Genomic DNA, 19,512 nt, shown 5'->3' with positions numbered 1-19,512 from the left:
AAGTTCAACAAGGGCGATAAAATCTCCGGCACCATCAAGTCGATCACCGATTTCGGTATATTCATTGGTCTGGACGGCGGCATTGACGGTCTGGTTCACCTGTCCGACATCTCCTGGAACGAAGTTGGCGAAGAAGCTGTTCGTCGTTTCAAGAAGGGCGACGAGCTGGACACCGTTATCCTGTCGGTTGACCCAGAGCGCGAGCGTATCTCCCTGGGTATCAAGCAACTGGAAAGCGATCCGTTCTCCGAGTACGTCTCGGTTAACGACAACGGCGCAATCGTTACTGGCACCGTGAAAGAAGTTGACGCCAAAGGCGCCATCATCGTTCTGGCCGACGATATCGAAGCGACTCTGAAAGCCTCCGAAATCAGCCGTGACCGCGTTGAAGACGCGCGCAACGTTCTGAAAGAAGGCCAAGAAGTAGAAGCCAAGATCATCAGCGTTGATCGTAAGAGCCGCGTGATCCAACTCTCCATCAAGTCGAAAGATGATGCTGAAGAGAAAGAAGCTATCCAGAGCCTGAAAGAGACTCCGGAAGCTGCTACCGGCGAGACCACCATGGCGGCATTGATGCGCCAGGCATTGGCCAAACAGAACTAAGTTCTGCTTGATCATTAAAAAGGGCGACTTCGGTCGCCCTTTTTTGTGCCTGTGATTTGGTAGTGGGCGGATTCCCCTTGGTAATTGGCACTTTTGGTGAAACCAATCCTTTTTAATGGTTGTCTGTTTCTTTAATCGGATCAATCGCCTATTCGCGACTAAGCTTGGTCTTAAGCGTGTAGTGGTCGGGCGTTGCCTGGCATAAGGAAGTGGATGAACAAGTTTAGTGTCCTCATGGTTGTATTGGTTTTGGCAGGCTGCACGACAAGCGCCAAAACTCATGCTGTGCGTGGCGTGAGTGGCATAGAGATCGACTGCTCTGGGTTGGGTTCCGGCTGGGAGAAGTGCCAAAAGCGTGCGACCAAGGAGTGCAAGGGTGCGAGTTACAAAGTGATCACTCGGTCTGATGATGCCAAGGATGAAGACGAGTTTCCTTTTGGCTTTAACCCTGCGGGCTACCTGACGCGAACCATGCTTGTGATGTGCCGCTAGCCGCTGTGTTCCTGTTTGAGGGGTTCGTGCCCTGAAATTGGGCGTTTCAACGCCGGCTCAGATATGTCAATTCATGGGCTGTTCAAAATCTTCCGGGCGTGCTAAAACCTTTCAAGCGCTGATCTAGCTGCTTGAAAAAGAAGGGAAAAATATGACGAAGTCGGAGTTGATCGAACGAATTGTCACCCATCAAGGGCTGCTCTCATCCAAGGATGTGGAGTTGGCCATCAAGACCATGCTTGAACAAATGTCCCAATGTCTGGCCACCGGTGATCGCATCGAGATCCGTGGGTTTGGCAGTTTCTCTCTGCATTATCGTGCGCCGCGCGTTGGGCGCAATCCGAAGACCGGTCAGTCGGTCAGTCTGGATGGCAAGTTCGTTCCGCATTTCAAGCCAGGTAAAGAGCTGCGTGATCGAGTGAACGAGGAAGAGGAGGAGGGGGTTTGACAATCGCTATTTTTCCTGGGGTGGCTCATGCGTAACCTCAAGCGTATCTTTCTTGGCGTTTTCATTCTTTTATTGGTGCTATTGATTCTGGCATTTGTGCTGGAGAACCAGCGGTCGGTATCGTTAGTGTTTCTGGGTTTGTCTGGTCCGCAGTTGCCGGTTTCGCTTGTTGCGGTTTTGGCGTTGCTCATCGGCATGCTGATTGGTCCGATTCTCGGCTGGTTTCTAGGACGTTCGTCCAAAGCAGCGCGCAAACGTCTTACTTGAAACGATAGATGCAGGGCATCTGTCGAATTGCGTCTCTACCTGCCTATATCCATTCGTAAAACGTCCGTTAAGCTGTAAAATGCAGCCCTTGTTCGACAACGCCTTTAACGCACGTCGATTCAGACTGACTTTGACGGAGGCCATAATTGATGGCTTCTGAATTCATGGATTAGATGGTGCTCGTTGATGGCACTGTCCGCAGCTCAAGGGTATGGTTTCGCGTGAAAATTTTAGTTACCGGCGGCGCCGGGTTCATCGGCTCGGCAGTCATCCGTCATATCATCTCCAATACAACCGACTCAGTCGTTAACGTCGATAAACTGACTTACGCCGGTAATCTGGAATCCCTGGCAGAGGTTAGCCAGGACGCGCGTTATGCATTTGAGCACGTTGATATCTGCAATCGCGATCAAATCGACCGTGTTCTGCATGAACATCAACCAGATGCGATCATGCATCTGGCCGCAGAGTCTCATGTCGATCGCTCGATTTCCGGACCATCCGAGTTCATTCAAACCAATATCATCGGTACTTACACCCTGCTGGAAGCCGCGCGCCACTATTGGGCTGCATTGGAGGATGGGCGTAAAGCCAACTTCCGCTTTCACCACATTTCTACTGATGAGGTTTACGGTGATCTTGAAGGTCCGGAAGACCTCTTCACCGAAACTACGCCTTATCAGCCAAGCTCGCCTTACTCGGCAAGCAAGGCAAGTTCCGACCATCTGGTTCGCGCTTGGGCCCGTACTTATGGCCTGCCTACTCTGGTCACCAATTGCTCGAACAATTACGGCCCCTGTCATTTTCCTGAGAAATTGATTCCTCTGATCATTCTCAATGCACTTGAAGGCAAGCCGCTGCCGGTCTATGGCAAGGGCAATCAGGTTCGTGACTGGCTGTACGTAGAGGATCACGCTCGTGCGTTATACAAGGTCGTGACGGAGGGGGACATCGGTGAGACCTACAACATTGGTGGTCATAATGAGAAGCAGAATATCGAAGTGGTGCATACCCTATGTGCATTGCTGGACGAGCTGCGCCCTGACTCCGCTCACCGTCCGCACGCAAGTTTGATCACTTATGTTCAGGATCGCCCTGGTCACGATCAACGCTACGCAATCGATGCGAGCAAGATCCAGCGCGAGCTGGGGTGGACTCCCCAGGAAACTTTTGAAACCGGTATTCGCAAGACCGTCGAATGGTACTTGAGTAACACCGAATGGGTAGAGCACGTAAAGAGTGGTAGCTACCTGCAATGGATTGATCAGAATTACGCAGGTCGCTCGAACAAGGTATGAAAATTCTCTTGTTGGGAAAAAATGGCCAGGTTGGTTGGGAGCTGCAGCGCTCCTTGGCGCCGCTTGGTGAGTTGATTTCCCTTGATCGCGATACGGTCGATGGCTTGTGCGGCGACGTGTCTGACCTGGACGCGTTACGCGCCACCATTCGTCAGGTAGCCCCGAATGTTATCGTCAACGCCGCTGCATATACTGCCGTGGATAAGGCAGAGTCTGAGCCGCAACTCGCTGAGCGAGTAAATGGTCAGGCACTTTGTGTGATGGCAGAGGAAGCGCTGTCCTGCGATGCATGGCTGATTCATTACTCGACTGATTATGTATTCAGTGGGGATGGTTCTGCACCTTGGCGGGAAGATGATCCGGTCGCTCCCCTGAATCAGTACGGTGCCAGCAAGCTTCTAGGCGAGCAGGCGATTGTCGATTCGGGGTGTAAGCATCTGATTTTTCGTACCTGTTGGGTATATGCTGCTCGCGGCAACAACTTCGCAAAAACCATGTTGCGACTGGCGAAAGATCGTGAGTCTCTCGATGTTATTGCCGATCAGGTAGGCGCGCCAACCGGTGCTGATCTGATTGCCGACGTGACTGCTTTTGCAATTCTCAAAGTGATGCAGCGTCCCGAATTGGCGGGTGTTTATCACTTGGCCGCCCGTGGAGAGGTTTCATGGCATGGGTATGCCACCCAAGTCATCGATTTCGCCAAAGACAACGGCGAAGCGCTCGCCGTGACGTCTGTAAACGAGATAGCCACGACTGCTTATCCAACGCCTGCACGTCGCCCACTCAATTCACGGCTGAATACTCAGAAGTTGCGCGACAATTTTTCTCTGCACTTGCCGGATTGGCAAAGTGGTGTAACCCGAATGCTTAGGGAAGTTCTGAACAAATGACCACGACAAATCGTAAAGGCATCATCCTAGCCGGTGGCTCCGGCACTCGTCTGCATCCTCTGACTCTTGGGGTGTCCAAGCAGATGTTGCCGATTTACGACAAGCCGATGATATTTTATCCGCTGTCGGTGCTAATGCTGGCGGGCATGCGTGAAGTCCTGATTATTTCCACGCCTGAAGATTTACCATGTTTCCGTAAACTGTTGGGTGATGGCAGCCTGTATGGCATCAAGCTGACGTACGCCGAGCAACCAAGTCCGGATGGCCTGGCACAGGCTTTTATTATTGGTGAAGAGTTCATCGGCGAATCCCCTTGCTGCCTGATCCTCGGTGATAATATTTTCTACGGTCAGCACTTCTCGGATAATTTGCGCTCTGCCAGCTCTCAGCAGCATGGTGCGACCGTATTTGGTTATCACGTCTCCGATCCCGAGCGTTTTGGTGTTGTAGAGTTCGACAAAACCGGCCGGGCGCTAAGTATTGAAGAAAAACCGCTGAAGCCAAAATCCAACTATGCAGTGACCGGGCTGTATTTCTACGACAACGATGTTGTCGAGATCGCTAAAAATATCAAACCCTCCGATCGTGGCGAACTTGAAATCACCGATGTTAACCGTGCGTACCTCGAGCGCAAGACACTCAATGTTGAAATGCTAGGGCGTGGTTTCGCCTGGCTCGATACCGGGACCCATGATTCTCTACTCGAAGCGAGCCACTTTGTGCACACCATTGAGCAACGCCAAGGCCTGAAAGTGGCTTGTCTTGAAGAGATTGCCTATCACAATGGTTGGATTACCGCCGAGCAGTTGGGCGCTCAAGCTGATGCACTAAAGAAGACGGGGTACGGTCAGTACCTGCAGAAGCTGCTGGATTCACCATCTCGCTGATTCGAGCGCCGAGCCTTTTCGAGTCGAAGCGTTTTAACCGGTGCAAGCAGGAATGGCATGCCAGTAAAACATCCCAAGGTCGCGGTTTTGCTGGCTGCCTACAATGGTATGCAGTGGATCGAGGAGCAATTGGCCTCGATCCTCGGCCAGTTAGCTATCGACGTAACTATTTATATCAGTATTGATCCCTCCACTGATGGTACCGAAGGGTGGTGTGCTGCTTACGCCGCTGAGCATCCTGAAGTTTTAGTCTTGCCGGCTGCCGGCAGCTTCGGTGGAGCATCTCGAAATTTCTTTCGACTCATACGCGATGTTGACTTTGACGGTTACGATTTTGTTGCCTTCGCTGATCAGGATGACATCTGGCACACGAACAAGCTTCAGCGTGCGACGCATGTCCTCCAAACCCGTGAGGTGGATGCCTACTCCAGTAACGTCACGGCTTTCTGGCCAAATGGCAAAACTCATTTTCTGGACAAGGCACAACCTCAGGTTGCCTGGGATTTTCTTTTCGAGGCTGCGGGGCCCGGCTGTACGTACGTAATGAGTAAGAGCCTCGCGGATTCTCTAAAAAAATCGATGCTCGATAATTGGCGGCTTTTACAAGATGTCAGTTTGCATGACTGGTATTGCTATGCATTTGCCCGCAGCCATGATTATCGTTGGTACATCGATCCTGAACCATCCATGAACTACCGCCAACACGAGCGTAACCAAGTGGGCGCCAACAAGGGTTTAAGCCCACTGGTTGCCCGCTACAAAACCATTCACGATGGTTGGTGGTTTAATCAGGTGCAACTGATTGCGCACTTGATCGGGCATGACTCACACCCCTTTGTACGAACCTGGCTGAAATTGCGGCGCAGGCACCTTTTGAGGCTGTCCTTCAGCGCCCGCCATTGTCGACGCCGGATGCGCGATAAGATTTTTTTCTTTTGCATTTGCTGGGTTACTGCGTTGATAGGGAAGATGACTAGATGATGGCCCCGAAGGTATTAGTTACAGGGGGGGCTGGTTTTGTTGGCGAAGCGGTAGTTTTCAAGCTGTTAGTGGACAAGAAGTTCTCCCCAATTGCATCTGCGCGCGGTATCACGCGCCTGAATGGACTGTGCCCGACCCAAATCTTCGACTTGACCCGCGTCGATGCCTTGCCCGTCCTTGATGATGTACAAGTTGTCATTCATGCCGCTGCTCGAGTGCATGTCATGAATGAGGCCTCAATGGACGCTTTGGCCGAGTTCCGTAAAGTAAATGTGATCGGCACCCTCAGGTTGGCGGAGCATGCTGCTGCATCAGGGGTTAAACGCTTCATCTTCGTTAGTTCAATTAAGGTCAATGGCGAAAGTACATGCTTGGGTATGCCGTTCAAAGCCGATGATCGACCCGATCCGCAGGATCCATACGGCGTATCCAAATACGAGGCTGAGGAGGGATTAAAGCAATTAAGTCGAGACACCGGCATGGAAGTGGTGATCATTCGCCCTCCACTGGTCTATGGTCCAGGGGTGAAAGCAAACTTTCGCAGCATGCTGAGTTGGCTGGCCAGACGTATCCCTTTGCCTCTAGGTGCTATCAGCAATCAACGAAGTCTGGTTTCGATCGGAAATCTGGTGAGTCTTATTGTTACGTGCATTGATCATCCCGCAGCCGCCAATCAGATCTTTCTGGTGAGCGACGGTGAAGACTTGTCTACAACTGAACTGCTCCGTCGGCTTTCTAAGGCGTTGGGTAACTCCGCGCGGCTTGTGCCATTCCCTGAGACGTTATTAACGCTAATGGCATCAGCGCTGGGGAGGAAGGCTATCGCGCAGAGAGTCTGCGGTTCCCTCCAAGTCGATATTAGTAAAAATCGTGATTTATTGGGATGGAGTCCTTCCGTCAATATGGACAAAGCCATGCGTCAGACCGCTGGCTATTATCTGGATGAACAATCGAAATGACTGTTTGGTGGCTTCTATTCGCAGTTTTCGCCATTTCATGGGCATCGACGTTTGTCTTGCGCCGTTATGCGCTGACGAAGAGTTTGATGGATATACCTAACGAGCGTAGCTCTCATTCGGTCCCTACGCCGCGCGGGGGCGGGGTGGCCATTGTAGTTTCCTTCCTTCTAGCGCTTCCCGTGCTTGCGGGTCTTAATCTGATAAGCGCCTCTACGCTGTATGGGGTCTTTGGCTCGGGTCTACTCGTCGCGTTGATAGGGTTCGCTGATGATCATGGCCATATTGCCGCCAGGTGGCGTTTGTTGGGTCATTTCATTGCGGCGGTATGGGCTCTGTTCTGGTTTAACGGTTTCCCCACAATCGATTTATTTGGCGTCGTTATTAATCTGGGGTGGTTTGGTGACATCCTGGGTGTGGTGTATTTGGTTTGGATGTTGAATCTGTATAACTTCATGGACGGGATTGATGGTTTGGCCAGCGCCGAGGCTATCAGTGTTTGCCTTGGAATGGGGTTGGTTTGTTGGATCAGCGGGAGCAGTGACTTGGCTTGGATGCCTTTGATTCTGGCAGGGGCAGTAGCAGGTTTTCTATGGTGGAATTTTCCACCCGCACGGATTTTTATGGGAGATGCAGGAAGTGGTTTCCTGGGGTTGGTGCTTGGGGGGTTGGCAATCCAGTCTTCGGGAAATTCACCGGAAATGCTGTGGAGTTGGATGATTATGCTCGGCGTCTTTATTGTCGATGCAACCTGGACTTTAATTCGGCGTCTCTTGCGCGGCGACAAAGTATACGAAGCCCATCGTAGTCACGGATATCAGCATGCAACTGATCGGTGGGGTAGTCATGGACTGGTAACGGCGGGGGTCGTGATAATAAATGTGTGTTACTTGTTTCCACTGGCATTGATGGTCGGAAACAGTTGGTTAAATGGTGCTTTCGGTGCGCTCTTGGCCTATTCCCCGCTAATGGTGCTGGCATGGAAGTTTAATGCTGGAGTGGCGGCATCCAAGTAGTCGGAGATATTTGAAGGGATATTAAAATTTTCGAGGGAAAGAGAGTTTCCAGGGCTTCCTTTTAATAAGCCTATCTGTCGATGTTTTGCGAGCTAGCCAGTCCGCGATCAAGGTGGCTGAGATCTTATAGTTAACAGCCCGCCGTTTTTTGAAAGCAACTTCGTAGGCGTTCAAAAAACGGTGGGCTGTTTAGATTACATTGGGCTCAATTCAGTTGAGTTGTTTTCCTGTTAGGCGCCGGCTCATCCTCTGAGTCGGCGGCCCAGATGAGCCAGTTTGCGTAAGATTTTCCACCCGGTACGCCCACATTTTCTTACTGCATCAAACAACGCAGGGTATTGTGCGAGCCGGTTGGCCAGGCTGCGCACCGCTCTGACTCCGCCTCTGTTTAGCTCCTGGCGACTAGAGTTAATCTCTTGCTGAAGGATACTGAACTCTACCTGAAGTGCAGCTAAGCGATGTCGAGATTCCGCTTCCTGCGCTGTGACGTCGCGATAGCTACGGAGCATTGCCTGCAGGCGGAAATTTTCATATCTAGGCAGCCCGAGCATGTTGTTTGCCAGTCGACGCATCGCAGGCCAGGTCTTATATGTACGCAGCATTGACTGTGGACGGACACGATAAAGGCAACCAATCTTTGGAATAATCGCAATTTTTCGACCCGCTGCCGTCAACTTCAAGTAAAGCGCCCAATCTTCCCACATGGCCTTGCTGGATTCGTCCCATCCACCAAACTCTCTCAGCGTGGATGTTCTAAACCCTGCGTTCGCATGCCCAAGCTGGTTATCCAGTTGCGACGCAATTACACCGTCGCCAAGAGGGCGGTACACATACATGCCAGATCGCACGATGTTGAAATCAGTACCGTCATCAAAAGCACAAAGATAAGGAACGGCCGCGGCGTGCTGCGGATTTGATCTGAGAGAGAAAACGATATCTCTTACAAAATCATTCAACGGTACATCATCTGAGTCGATATTGATGATGAAATCAGTTTGTGCGGCCGCGAGGCCCGTATTTCGCGCCCCAGCCAAGCCCTTGTTTTGGGGGTGCCGTATTATCCGGTATGGTAATAGCAGATGTTCTTTTACCAGACTTTGCAATCCATCAACGTAATCTTCCTCTGACGCGTCATCCACGAAAACAACTTCTGCTGGTTTCAGGCTTTGATTGTTGATTCCGAAAATGAGGTCTTCGATGTAATCAAGCGGTGTATTAAATACAGGAACAATTATCGTGGCTTCGCCTGTGTTCTCTGCAAGTAGCTTGGGCTGCTGATCTCCAGGGAACGCCTTGACCAACTCATTGATATCATTTTGAGTTTGAGCCATCGTCGAAACGAAGGACTCTCGCAAATCATGAAATGCAGCTGACGACAATGAGAGGAGGCCATGAATTCGCGCGCGGAAGCTCAAAGCATTGGGGTCGGCTAAACAAATGCTTCGGAATTCCTCGGGGATCATTTCAGGAACCCCGCCGGCGTTGGCCATCAACGGGACAGTTGTGGAGAAGGCAACATCAAGTAGTGCGTAGGGATGATTGTCACCAAGATAGGGCATCAGGCAAATCGCGCGGTGCGCTCGCTCGTGTAAAGCATCAATCGCCTGCTGCCGACTTAAATTACAAAATTCCTCAACCTGATAATGCTCTCGCAATACCTCAAGCATGGAATCTGTTTGTGGGTTGCCATGAACTTTAGGCCCGATCAGGCAAATGGTGGTAATCCCGGCTTTTTTCCATTGCTCTACATCCACGCCAGCAAGGGAGTCCAGGAGCAAGTCATAGCCTTTCATACGGGAACGTTTCCCGTAAAAAATCAACGTATCAATCTTGGTCGATGCGTCAAGCTCAGAGACTGGGCTATGAAGAGGGTAGCGCAGCAGGACATTGTTTTCCGCTGGGACGTTAATGCCGGCTTCAGCATAAAGCTCGCGCAGGAAGGTAGTAGGGAAGACTGCTAAGTCAGCACCTTCCACAGAAATTTTTTCTTTTTCGGCCGTACCCGAATGGGATAGTCCGAGCCACGATTCATGCGCATTCTCAAGATAATGGGTTATGCCATGGCAGTGGGCGATAATTCTGATCGTTTGCGGCAGCAACCCTGTTTGTTTCGCCTGAGCGATTCGGCAGCCGATACCTTGATAATCGCCATATTGAATTGTCGAAATATCAGGAAAATAAAATAGAAATTGCTGCACTGCTTTTAGAAATTGATCCTCTAAAGGTAAGGACTGTATGTCGGATTCAACCAATAACATTGAAGTGGACACAAGTTTTTCAGCGCGCAGAATTTCCTGGGTGAGTCCGTTAGCTACGCCGCCGAACAAGCAAAGTGATTTGTCGTAGCCGTAAGACTCTCGTTGCTCTCGAACGAATGTACCAATTCCTCCAGTGTTGTGAATTCCGGCGTATTCCGTAGTCACTAGAAGATGCTGTGGCCACTCATCGCCATGCAGTAAGCCAACGTCGATAAGGAATTCTTTGTAGAACTCTTCGGAGCAAGCGCATTCAATGAAAATCGTAGAGATAACCGGATCGTATTGATTCGCACGAGTATGCCCTGATCGGATGATCTCCAAGCCACTTGAGACGAAATAACGTTCAAGTTCCGTAAAGGACCATTCCCGGACGTGTGATTTGTTCTCAGGTCGGCTATTTACATCTTCATAATCGAGAAGTGTACGATCAGGAGTTGATACAACTAGACGGCTGCCAGGGCGCGCGATTAATTGCGCGCGCATCCATGCGACCAGAGGTCTTGGGTCGGTCAAATGTTCGATTACATCTGACAAAATCATGACGACTGGAGCTGTATTCGTCAGTTCCAGTGAGATTCGGGAAAGATCATCCCAGGATGTCAGGTCACATTCTACCCATTGCCATTCAGGATAGGCGGCGCGGCTTAGGGATAGGGAACCATGATAGTCGATCCCCATGACGTCATATCCGCCACCCTGGAAATAGTGAACGAGCTTATGGCCGCCACCGCACCCGATATCGATCACATGGGTGATTCCCTGGCGATCAGCTATATTTCTCGCCTCCCAGAGAACATCCGGTTGCCAGACTACGTCGTTATTCTGGGCGTCTTCGTAAATGACGTTAACGGAGCGTGCCTCACCTTCGGAGGAAAAATTACGCTCAGGCGTTGTAAAATGCAGACCAATCGCTGGTAATTCATGCTCTTGCGTGGCGATTAGTTCGTTTTCGAAGTTAAATTTTGACATAGGCCTGAAAAATATCTCTACGAATGTAAGGTACGATGTTTTTAAACGATATTTACACAGTTGATTCGGGCGAGGAGGTCGGCTCGCCTTCGTCTGCCGTGCTGCTTGGCAGCGCGACCTCTCCCCAGAACTTCTTGTTGCCAGTCACGCTGATAGCGCAAAAATCGTAGAGTCCATAGCACTCTTGGTAAACTTGCAGGGAGTCGTGTCGCGCTATTCCTGCGATTAGCAAGTATTCGCGTGGTGCCACGTCAAGCTTGATCTTGGTTAAAAGGCAGCGTCGTTCTCCAGCTTTTATTGGACCAATCGATGAGTTTTCATACATTGAGTGTGCCCCCCCAATCAATGTGCCCGACTGGTCGCGAATGCCGACACCGAAATCCACCGAGTCAAAGGCTGCATTAAACTTCACGACCAGGCGAACGGTCATCCATTCCCCTATACCAAAATTCGAGCGCTGAACGCCTTCATCATCGGTTATATACACTTCTTCAATGAGCGCGCTGTGATCACCCACGACATGGTCTCGCCGAATGTCAATAGACTCAAGTTCGGCCAGCTGGGAGTGCTTTTCCTCTGATTGAGCGGTTGTTACGGTGCTCGAATCGACCTGCTTGGTCGGGGCTTTTGCCTCTTCCCGGCTCATTTTGTAGTACACCGTCACGCCATCGGCCGTACCGCCCTCGAACACTTTCTTCCCGTGACTGAGAACGATGGCTCGTGTACATACTCGCTCGACCGCATGGGTGTCGTGAGTAACGAAGAACACAGTACCCCCGTTTTCTCGGAACTCATCTAGCTTGCGCATGCAGCGGGCTTGAAAAAATACGTCACCGACCGACAGGATTTCATCGACGATTAAAATTTCAGGCTCGAAGGATATTGCGACAGCGAAAGCAAGACGTGCGTACATCCCGCTACTGTATGTCTTCACTGGCTGCTCGAGAAAATCTCCGATGTCGGCAAATGCAGCGATTTCATCGAATTTGTTCTCTACGACTTCTTGCGAAACGCCCAGGATTGTAGCGTTCAGAAAGATATTTTCACGGCCTGTAAATTCAGGGTTGAAACCTGAGCCCAACTCTAGAAGAGCAGTTACGCGTCCGTTGATAGCTACCTTGCCTGATGTGGGTGTCAAGGTGCCCGCCAGGATTTGGAGTAACGTTGATTTTCCTGACCCATTACGTCCAATCACGCCAATTGTTTCGCCGCGTCGAACTTCGAAACTAACGTCGTTAAGAGCCCAGAACTCCTTATACAGTTGGCGATGACCGCGATAGATCATTTGCATCATCCGATCGCTCGGCTTGCTGTACACCTGGTACATCTTGGAAACGTTTTCTACAGAAATTACGACATCAGAGGACATCAGCAAATCCTTTTCTCGTTTTTTGGAACCAGGCGTAGCCCAGGCAAGCAATGGCGATCGCCACTAGCGTATATATTCCTAACCCATACCAGTCCGGCATTTGCCCAAAAATCAACACCGCCCTTTGCTGTTCGATGATCATCGTTAATGGGTTGGCGTTCATTATAGGTCGGAGGTTTTCAGGCAAGGCGCTGACAGGATAAAAAACCGGGGCAAGAAAGGTCATAACCGTCATTAGTACGCCGATGGTTTGCCCAATGTCGCGTAGGAAAACTCCGAGCGACGCCAGCATCCATGCAAACCCTAGTGTCATGATTATCAATGGCACGATAATGAGTGGTGCAAAAATAGCTGTCCAATGTAAAAAGCCGTTCAAAATAACAAAGGCTCCCAACAGCACAATGAAACTAACTGCGCAGTGGAACAGTGCGGCCCCCAAGCTGATCACCGGAAGTATCTCCAGAGGAAACACTACTTTTTTTACATAATTAGTATTGCCGATAATTAACCCTGGTGCTCGATTCAGTACTTCGGCAAACAGGCTTTGTACAATCATTCCGACAAACAAGACGACAGCAAACTGAGTTTTGGTTTCCCCAGTGTCAACATTCCAGCGTGCTTTAAATACTACCGAAAAAACGAAGGTATATATAAGCAACATGAAAACAGGGTTCAAAAATGACCAAAGCAGGCCCATCATAGACCCTTTGTAGCGTCCTACCACCTCCCGCTTGATCATCTGCATGATCAACCGACGATTGGTACAAAGGCTTCGGGTCAACGCGAAGATGGAGGTAGGTTGATTGGCGTGTGGGTTCATTGGTATCCCTCTGGGTTTCGTTCTTGCCAGCGCCAACTGTCTGCGCACATCTGCTCTAGGCCACGGCTCGTCTTCCAGCCCCAAACACTTTCTGCATGGGAGGAGCCAAGGTGCTGCTTGAAAACACTCTCCAGCAAAACACTATTCCGGATGTCACCTCCGATGAAGTTCGGACGGGGTTCCAGTATGTCGTGAGCAGAGTGATGGCTGTCGGAAAAATTGTCTGGAATCAGCGTTTTACAGCTCGCCTGAGCAAGAGCTATGACAGTGTGCGAGCCAATGTAGCCTGCTCCACCTGTAACTAAAATCATAGATATACCTCTTTGTGTGTCCACGCTGTGCTCGCTAGTTTGCGTGCGGTAACGTCATGTTTAAGTATGCGAGGAGGTGTCACATTGTCTTCCTCAAGGGCAAAATCACATCTGGCTGGTCATCTCTGGTCCGAGGCAGTCTGGCTGCAGCCGCGAATGTTGATAGCCAAATGTGTTTCAGGGGGTGAGAGGCGCTTTAGCCTCTTGAGGTGCGGGCCGCGGTCACAGGTAGACTGGGCCTGCATTAGATGTGGCTCGCTAAGTGCTGATCAAGGCGCTTACGACAATCTGTATTTGCCAAGGAGTCGGAAAGCGTGGCGAGAGGTCCAGGTTTTCCATCCTGAGATTTTCGCAAGGCGCTGTTGCCCTGCACATGGCTAAGGAAATCAGCCTGCGCGCGGTCAGGAATAGCAGCAACAAACAGGGAGTAATTGATCAAAATTCGCATGAAAAAACGTGCTTCATCCCGATGTTGTGGGAGTTCGTTCTTGCGTTTATCCGAATAGTTAACTTCCTTGATGAATTTGACCATTCGATCAGATACAGGCTGAAAGTCCTGCATAAGTTTTGCATTTATCAACCCTCCACCGCCTGTGACCGACGTCATTCTCTATTCCTGAAACTTGGCTTACTCCCCTAAAGTGTTATCTAAGGGTAGGGTTGTGTTTTCATTTTCGTATTCATTGAATCCGATCCGGCGCTCGCCTTTGACTCCTGTAAAGTAGCTGCTGGCCATAGCGCCGCAGATTGTAATCTAGAGTGGGTGAATTTTCTATTGCCATCAGTTCGGCGCGGTTGCCTGTCCACATTGATTGGCGTGGGCACCCCCCTGGATGGCACGCGGCAGCTTCAAGAAGCCTGGTTTTGGGCTTTCAGCTGGGACGGAAGGGGTATTCCCCCCAGGCTGAACCTCAAATGCCAATGGCGGGCGAGGCACCCATTGCGCTACGACGGCATGCTTGACTCCAAAAAAGTGATGATCAGTTCGCAAAGCAGACTTTACCGATGCCTCGGTTTGGCTAAATCAATGGGAAGCAAATATCCGCTTCGACCTCCGTCATCGCTAGGGTTACAATGGGCAATTTGCTAGCGAATAAATCTTTGAAAATCCAGCTTACAGAAAAAAATAAGGGTCGCGGCGTTGGGTTGGTAAGCGACTTACCTGAGTTGCAGGGCGCAGGTGCTGATGAAGAGCGCGCCGATGTCGCAATACTGATGTGCACCTACAACGGCTCTTCATTCCTGCGGGAGCAGTTAGACTCTTTCGGTCGGCAGTCCTATCGTGACTGGACGCTTTACGTTTCGGACGATTCGTCTGCTGATTCGACGCGCGATATACTTGATGAGTATCAGCGTCGCTGGGGGAGCGGCAAGCTATTCGTTTTTGACGGGCCTTGCCAAGGCTTCGCAAAGAACTTCATGTCGCTCCTCAAAAGACCTGAGGTGCAAGCGCGTTATTACGCGTTTAGCGATCAGGATGATGTCTGGTTCGATGACAAGCTTGAGCGCAGCGTGGTCCGTTTGGCGTCCATGCCAGAGCAGAAGCCGGCATTATATTGTTCAAGAACCAGGCTGACTGATGCCGAGGGTAGTCCGATCGGATTCTCCCCTCTTTTCGCTCGTCCGCCATCTTTTCAGAACGCACTCGTCCAGAGCCTTGCGGGTGCGAATACCATGCTGATCAATCAGGCTGCTCGGGAATTCCTTTTGAGCGTTCCTGAGGATTCCACGGTGGTAGCGCATGATTGGCTTGCGTATTTATTGGTCACTGCGTGCGGTGGCTGCACGTTCTACGACTCTGGAGCAACTCTGGACTATCGGCAGCATGGGGGTAACATTATCGGGGCGAATGCGAGCTACAAAGATCGCCTCTTTAGGGTCCGCAATATGCTCTCGGGGCGATTTGTCGAGTGGAATGACGCGAATCTCGAAATTCTCAGGGCCTTTTATCCATTGCTGACTCAAGAAGCCCGAGCAACGCTTGAACACTTTGAAGCCGGGCGTACCCTGGGCTTCAAAGGGCGGCTATGTGAGTTCTACAGGGCTGGTATCTATCGTCAGACGCACGCGGCCAACATCAGCTTGATCGTCGCGGCCTGCCTCGGGAAAATATGAAGGCTCAAGAGTGTGCGCTGCGTCAAACACGGGAATGGCTGTCTCGCCGAGCTGCTGCATGCCCTCACCGAATGCCTCTCTGGCCTGCGTATGATAATGTACAAGCGTTTTCAATAGTTTTCTGCTCATGAGGGCGGCCATTAATGTCAGGTTATGCCAGTCAACCGCGGCGGCACCCACTGGATCGCTCAGCATTGGCGCGAGGATCTGAGCAAATTGATTGTTCGCCTGTACCAGGGTACGTCTCGGCGAATCCTTTTCTGCGCATACCGTTGCCACAATGAGCCTGCTGGAATCTTCTCATTGTGTTCGTCAAATATGGAGCGCTGAAAAATCCATAGATTTTTTGGCTCAATCATATGGAAACAACTTCGTTTTTGCCCAGGGCGGAGTACAAATTGTTGGATGGCCGTATTCAGGTGTGCATTTCCCGGAAAATGGTCGAAAACTGATACAAATACGTAATGCACGGATGAAAATTAACTGAATAGCATGTCCGTTGCTATTAGAGCCTAATATGAACACCATAAAAGCCTCCGTCATAATACCTACAAAGAACCCTGGGATGATTTTTCAGGACGTTCTCAGCGCGGTTGTTGCGCAAAAAACCGATTGGCCATTTGAAATAATAGTTATCGATTCCGGTTCTAAAGATGGCACGGTTGAGTTTGTACGAAGTTTTCCTCAGGCATCGCTAATCGAGATTCCTTCCATTGAGTTTGGCCATGGCCGCACACGCAATCTTGCTATCTCGAAATCCAGGGGTGAGTTTGTCGCGGTTATTACTCATGACGCCAAGCCTGTTAATCATGACTGGTTGGCTAACTTGGTCTCTTGCGCAGAAAGCGACGAAAGAATTGCTGGAGTATTTGGTCGCCATATAGCTTACCCAAACGCGTCAATTTTCACAAAAAGAGAACTGGAACTTCATTTCGGCGGTTTTGACTCCTTTCCGATCGTTCATATGGAAGATGAAAGTCGTTATGCCAATGATGTTGGATACAGGCAGTTTTTACATTTTTTTTCGGACAATAATGCGTTGATCAGGCGCTCGGTATGGGAGTCCATACCCTATCCGGATGTTGACTTTGCTGAGGATCAGGCATGGGCCAAGCTTATTATCGAGGCTGGGTATCGCAAAGCGTACTCCGAAGCTGGCGCGGTTTATCATTCTCATGACTACACGTTGTTCGAGCGCTTCCAGCGCAGCTTCGATGAGAGCTATGCGTTTCGGCGTTTTTTCGGATACGTTCTTTCTCCAGATCTCAAGTCCATGATCCGTTCTGTTGCCGCACTGAGTCGGAGAGACATCAGCTTCGCCAAAAAAACAGGATTACTGAAAGGCTCCCCCGGAATCGTCCTTCACGCGTTGGTGGATAATGTGATGCGGGTTTTGGGACATTACTTGGGAGCACGAGGTGACAGAATACCCGCCGCAATTGTCAGCCGTATATCTCGCGATAAAAAGTTATTTGCTCAGTAGGGATTTCCATGAATTTTACAGTCGCGAAGAACAAAGCCAAGCAAGCGATAAGCTATTATCGTACGCACGGACTGCTGCCCCTGGTAAAGAAAACGATTGAAAGCATCGAGTCAAACAAGTCGGCGATTTTTACAAAGAATGATGTTCTTGGTTTTTATGATTTTGCACTCTACCAACCTTCAGGTGTGACCTATGTGGAAGGGAGTGCTGAAGCAAACACGGTTACATGGGTTGTACCTGCTTATGGCAAAGGATCAGGCGGGCACCTCAATATTTTCCGTTTTGTGTTCCTGCTAGAGAAGCTCGGCTACGAGTGTCGGGTTGTAATCGTCGGGTCTCACCCGGAATACGACATTAAACAAGCAAAGAGACAGATCTCTGACTGGTTTTTCCCATTAAAAGCTCAAGTGTATGATGGTCTGGCTTCTGTTCCGGCTTCTTACTACATGATGGCAACATCCTGGCAGACCGCTTACTATGTTCGCAACTTTCAAAATGCCAAGCATAAATGTTATTTTGTTCAGGATTTTGAGCCCTATTTTTATGCTGTCGGATCGGAGTCTGCGCTGGCCGAAGCTACATATTCTTTCGGATTCAACTGTATAACTGCCGGAGATTGGCTGGCAAACAAGCTTCGAGCGGAATATGGGGCTGATGCATATCCTATTGGTTTTTCATATGATCGTGCTTTGTATAAAGTCAAAGAGGCGAAAAGAACAACTGGGAAAAAGGTCTTCTTCTATGCCCGTCCTCCTACTCCGCGGCGCGCCTTTGAGCTTGGGTTGATTACGTTGAATGAAGTAGTCAAGCGAATTCCCGATGTGGAGGTTATATTTGCCGGTTGGGACGTTTCGTCCTTTAAAATACCGTTCGCTCACGTGAATGCCGGGACCATGAAAGTTAGTGATCTACCCGATCTCTACAATCAGTGCGATGTGGCTCTTGTGCTCTCGTTTACGAATCTGTCGCTGCTTCCGCTAGAGTTGATGGCGTGTGGGGTGCCTGTTGTCAGCAATCGTGCTCCTTGCACTGAGTGGCTGTTGAATGATCGTAATTCCATCCTGACTGAAGCAGTACCTGAACGTCTCGCTGACGCAATTTGTGAGCTGTTACAGAGCCCAGAGACGCATGCTGCAATTCGCTCTGAGGGACTGGAGACTGCGAATTTTTCCAGTTGGGAATTAGAAGCTGAAAAGCTCAAGAATGCGTTAATTGAAATTGATAACTAATTTGCAGGGCCCGGTAATGCATAACAATCCTCGTTGTATAGTCTTAGGCGCCAGCGGATTTATTGGTTCCCGTCTTTGCGAAAAGCTTGGGGAGAAATACCCCAATGTCAAAGCCTTCGGTCGAAATCCCATGTATAAGGATGCATTCAAGAAATGCAAGTGGATTGAGGGTGATTTTGCCGACGCCAACCAGATTGCGAACGCAATTGGTGATTGCGATACAGTGATTCATCTGGTTAACGCTTCTACGCCAGCAAGTGCAAATATTAATCGTGTTGCTGATCTTCAGGCGAATGTTGTATCGACGCTGAATCTGTTAGATGCATGCGTAAATTCCGGGGTGAAGAAGATAGTATTTTTATCTTCGGGTGGAACGGTGTATGGCGTTCCATCAGTCATTCCGACTCCCGAAGCCTCCGAAAACAACCCAATAACCGCCTATGGCGTCAGCAAGCTCACCATTGAGAAGTACCTTTCTCTATATTATCACCTGTACAAACTTGACTATTGTGTTCTGCGTGTTGCCAATCCATATGGACCGTATCAGACCAACAAAAAGAATCAGGGTGTCATTTCGGCGTTTTTTCAACACGCCATACACGATGAGCCAATAGATGTTTGGGGGGATGGTGGAGTTGTAAGGGATTACGTATTCATTGATGACGTTGTCAATGCTATTGAACTGGCACTTAGTAATAGTAGTCCTTATAAGGTCTTCAATATTGGTTCTGGCGCGGGTATCAGTATCAATGAGATTATCTCGACACTAGAACATACGGTCGGAAAGTCGATCGCTGTTAATTATTTGCCTGGCCGGAATATGGATATTCCTGTAAGCATTTTGGACATTAATCGCGCCAAAACCCATTTGGGGTGGAGTCCTCAGGTTGCTTGGCAGGATGGAATACTTGAAACCTATAACTGGATAAAGTCCTCGGGGCTGTAGTTTTGGGTTATATGTTTTTTGGCTTTGGTCTATCCGGGGTGATCTCATCATCCCGATTGATTTTTGTTTCTTTAGTTGCAGTGAGCTTTACCGCATTTATTAAGTTTCATGCAAGGCTTTTGCGTCATTGGCTAATTTTCTTCGATATCTGAGGCTGGGCGTAAAACTCTAAGG

At 49.8% G+C, this 19,512-nt stretch carries 20 protein-coding genes; 15 read left to right on the top strand and 5 right to left on the bottom strand.

Going from position 1 to position 19,512, the window contains the following annotated elements; genetic code table 11:
- The 10 genes from ACIONG_RS18255 to ACIONG_RS18210 form a co-directional block, all read left to right on the top strand.
- Positions 1–603: S1 RNA-binding domain-containing protein (locus tag ACIONG_RS18255; RefSeq protein WP_401301680.1), on the top strand; the 603-nt coding region annotated here is incomplete at its 5' end.
- A 213-nt stretch (positions 604–816) separates the two neighbouring features.
- Entirely contained in the window at positions 817–1,095 is a 279-nt protein-coding gene (locus ACIONG_RS18250; protein WP_401301677.1) for a hypothetical protein, read from the top strand.
- Between the two features lie 151 nt (positions 1,096–1,246).
- Positions 1,247–1,543, top strand: coding sequence for an integration host factor subunit beta (gene ihfB / locus ACIONG_RS18245; protein ID WP_003189779.1), 297 nt, complete (start codon positions 1,247–1,249; stop codon positions 1,541–1,543).
- A gap of 27 nt (positions 1,544–1,570) precedes the next feature.
- Positions 1,571–1,810, top strand: a complete 240-nt coding sequence (locus ACIONG_RS18240; RefSeq protein WP_401301674.1) for a lipopolysaccharide assembly protein LapA domain-containing protein — start codon at positions 1,571–1,573, stop codon at positions 1,808–1,810.
- 221 nt (positions 1,811–2,031) lie between these two features.
- The gene (gene rfbB / locus ACIONG_RS18235) at positions 2,032–3,108 is read left to right on the top strand and encodes a dTDP-glucose 4,6-dehydratase (RefSeq protein ID WP_177431439.1); all 1,077 of its coding nucleotides are present in this window, start codon (positions 2,032–2,034) and stop codon (positions 3,106–3,108) included.
- Positions 3,105–3,998 (top strand): dTDP-4-dehydrorhamnose reductase, encoded by an 894-nt coding sequence (rfbD, locus tag ACIONG_RS18230; RefSeq protein ID WP_213026228.1) that lies wholly within the window; start codon positions 3,105–3,107, stop codon positions 3,996–3,998. The genes rfbB and rfbD overlap by 4 nt, the downstream gene beginning before the upstream one ends.
- Positions 3,995–4,885: a glucose-1-phosphate thymidylyltransferase RfbA gene (gene rfbA / locus ACIONG_RS18225; RefSeq protein WP_103305679.1), complete on the top strand. Its 891-nt coding sequence runs from the start codon at positions 3,995–3,997 to the stop codon at positions 4,883–4,885. The genes rfbD and rfbA overlap by 4 nt, the downstream gene beginning before the upstream one ends.
- A 57-nt stretch (positions 4,886–4,942) precedes the next feature.
- The gene (locus ACIONG_RS18220) at positions 4,943–5,866 is read left to right on the top strand and encodes a glycosyltransferase (RefSeq protein WP_401301669.1); all 924 of its coding nucleotides are present in this window, start codon (positions 4,943–4,945) and stop codon (positions 5,864–5,866) included.
- Positions 5,863–6,825, top strand: coding sequence for an SDR family oxidoreductase (locus ACIONG_RS18215; RefSeq protein ID WP_103305681.1), 963 nt, complete (start codon positions 5,863–5,865; stop codon positions 6,823–6,825). Before ACIONG_RS18220 ends, ACIONG_RS18215 begins: the two co-directional genes overlap by 4 nt.
- A complete protein-coding gene (locus ACIONG_RS18210) occupies positions 6,822–7,838 on the top strand; it encodes a glycosyltransferase family 4 protein (protein ID WP_401301666.1) in 1,017 nt (338 codons plus the stop codon). Before ACIONG_RS18215 ends, ACIONG_RS18210 begins: the two co-directional genes overlap by 4 nt.
- Positions 7,839–8,080: 242 nt before the next feature.
- Here the strand turns inward: ACIONG_RS18210 and ACIONG_RS18205 are convergent, their stop codons facing one another.
- From ACIONG_RS18205 to ACIONG_RS18185, 5 genes are all read right to left on the bottom strand, one after another.
- Positions 8,081–11,065, bottom strand: a complete 2,985-nt coding sequence (locus ACIONG_RS18205) for a glycosyltransferase (protein WP_401301663.1) — start codon at positions 11,063–11,065, stop codon at positions 8,081–8,083.
- Between the two features lie 52 nt (positions 11,066–11,117).
- Positions 11,118–12,434, bottom strand: a complete 1,317-nt coding sequence (locus tag ACIONG_RS18200) for an ABC transporter ATP-binding protein (protein ID WP_401301660.1) — start codon at positions 12,432–12,434, stop codon at positions 11,118–11,120.
- The gene (locus ACIONG_RS18195; protein WP_103305685.1) at positions 12,424–13,254 is read right to left on the bottom strand and encodes an ABC transporter permease; all 831 of its coding nucleotides are present in this window, start codon (positions 13,252–13,254) and stop codon (positions 12,424–12,426) included. The genes ACIONG_RS18200 and ACIONG_RS18195 overlap by 11 nt, the downstream gene beginning before the upstream one ends.
- The gene (locus ACIONG_RS18190) at positions 13,251–13,565 is read right to left on the bottom strand and encodes an NAD-dependent epimerase/dehydratase family protein (protein WP_103305686.1); all 315 of its coding nucleotides are present in this window, start codon (positions 13,563–13,565) and stop codon (positions 13,251–13,253) included. The genes ACIONG_RS18195 and ACIONG_RS18190 overlap by 4 nt, the downstream gene beginning before the upstream one ends.
- Before the next feature lie 244 nt (positions 13,566–13,809).
- Positions 13,810–14,172, bottom strand: a complete 363-nt coding sequence (locus ACIONG_RS18185; RefSeq protein WP_401301656.1) for a hypothetical protein — start codon at positions 14,170–14,172, stop codon at positions 13,810–13,812.
- A gap of 467 nt (positions 14,173–14,639) precedes the next feature.
- On the opposite strand from ACIONG_RS18185, the gene ACIONG_RS18180 reads away from it, so the two are divergent.
- The 5 genes from ACIONG_RS18180 (at position 14,640) to ACIONG_RS18160 (ending at position 19,338) form a co-directional block, all read left to right on the top strand.
- Positions 14,640–15,680, top strand: coding sequence for a glycosyltransferase family 2 protein (locus ACIONG_RS18180; protein WP_401301653.1), 1,041 nt, complete (start codon positions 14,640–14,642; stop codon positions 15,678–15,680).
- A 280-nt stretch (positions 15,681–15,960) separates the two neighbouring features.
- A complete protein-coding gene (locus ACIONG_RS18175) occupies positions 15,961–16,167 on the top strand; it encodes a hypothetical protein (RefSeq protein ID WP_401301650.1) in 207 nt (68 codons plus the stop codon).
- Positions 16,168–16,197: 30 nt separating this feature from the next.
- Complete coding sequence (locus tag ACIONG_RS18170) at positions 16,198–17,163, top strand: glycosyltransferase family A protein (protein WP_103305688.1); 966 nt, start codon at positions 16,198–16,200, stop codon at positions 17,161–17,163.
- A gap of 8 nt (positions 17,164–17,171) precedes the next feature.
- Complete coding sequence (locus tag ACIONG_RS18165; protein ID WP_401301647.1) at positions 17,172–18,392, top strand: glycosyltransferase family 4 protein; 1,221 nt, start codon at positions 17,172–17,174, stop codon at positions 18,390–18,392.
- Positions 18,376–19,338 carry an NAD-dependent epimerase/dehydratase family protein gene (locus ACIONG_RS18160; RefSeq protein WP_401301644.1) on the top strand — a complete coding sequence of 321 codons (963 nt, stop codon included), beginning with the start codon at positions 18,376–18,378 and terminating at the stop codon, positions 19,336–19,338. Before ACIONG_RS18165 ends, ACIONG_RS18160 begins: the two co-directional genes overlap by 17 nt.
- The last annotated feature ends 174 nt before the right edge of the window (positions 19,339–19,512 follow it).

This window comes from Pseudomonas sp. NPDC087817, assembly GCF_044742875.1.
Classification (GTDB): domain Bacteria; phylum Pseudomonadota; class Gammaproteobacteria; order Pseudomonadales; family Pseudomonadaceae; genus Aquipseudomonas.
Note: the sequence above shows the minus strand (reverse complement) of the source record. Positions and strands in the feature narration are given on the sequence as shown.

Bases quoted from the DNA above. Each gene is read 5' to 3' on its own strand.
- ACIONG_RS18250 (WP_401301677.1), top strand. From the start codon at position 817: ATGAACAAGTTTAGTGTCCTCATGGTTGTATTGGTTTTGGCAGGCTGC.
- ACIONG_RS18190 (WP_103305686.1), bottom strand. From the start codon at position 13,565: ATGATTTTAGTTACAGGTGGAGCAGGCTACATTGGCTCGCACACTGTC.
- ACIONG_RS18185 (WP_401301656.1), bottom strand. From the start codon at position 14,172: ATGACGTCGGTCACAGGCGGTGGAGGGTTGATAAATGCAAAACTTATG.
- rfbA (WP_103305679.1), top strand. From the start codon at position 3,995: ATGACCACGACAAATCGTAAAGGCATCATCCTAGCCGGTGGCTCCGGC.
- ACIONG_RS18240 (WP_401301674.1), top strand. From the start codon at position 1,571: ATGCGTAACCTCAAGCGTATCTTTCTTGGCGTTTTCATTCTTTTATTG.
- ACIONG_RS18170 (WP_103305688.1), top strand. From the start codon at position 16,198: ATGAACACCATAAAAGCCTCCGTCATAATACCTACAAAGAACCCTGGG.
- ACIONG_RS18205 (WP_401301663.1), bottom strand. From the start codon at position 11,065: ATGTCAAAATTTAACTTCGAAAACGAACTAATCGCCACGCAAGAGCAT.
- rfbD (WP_213026228.1), top strand. From the start codon at position 3,105: ATGAAAATTCTCTTGTTGGGAAAAAATGGCCAGGTTGGTTGGGAGCTG.
- ACIONG_RS18215 (WP_103305681.1), top strand. From the start codon at position 5,863: ATGATGGCCCCGAAGGTATTAGTTACAGGGGGGGCTGGTTTTGTTGGC.
- ACIONG_RS18180 (WP_401301653.1), top strand. From the start codon at position 14,640: ATGGGCAATTTGCTAGCGAATAAATCTTTGAAAATCCAGCTTACAGAA.
- ihfB (WP_003189779.1), top strand. From the start codon at position 1,247: ATGACGAAGTCGGAGTTGATCGAACGAATTGTCACCCATCAAGGGCTG.
- ACIONG_RS18175 (WP_401301650.1), top strand. From the start codon at position 15,961: ATGAGCCTGCTGGAATCTTCTCATTGTGTTCGTCAAATATGGAGCGCT.
- ACIONG_RS18220 (WP_401301669.1), top strand. From the start codon at position 4,943: ATGCCAGTAAAACATCCCAAGGTCGCGGTTTTGCTGGCTGCCTACAAT.
- ACIONG_RS18200 (WP_401301660.1), bottom strand. From the start codon at position 12,434: ATGTCCTCTGATGTCGTAATTTCTGTAGAAAACGTTTCCAAGATGTAC.
- ACIONG_RS18195 (WP_103305685.1), bottom strand. From the start codon at position 13,254: ATGAACCCACACGCCAATCAACCTACCTCCATCTTCGCGTTGACCCGA.
- ACIONG_RS18210 (WP_401301666.1), top strand. From the start codon at position 6,822: ATGACTGTTTGGTGGCTTCTATTCGCAGTTTTCGCCATTTCATGGGCA.
- ACIONG_RS18165 (WP_401301647.1), top strand. From the start codon at position 17,172: ATGAATTTTACAGTCGCGAAGAACAAAGCCAAGCAAGCGATAAGCTAT.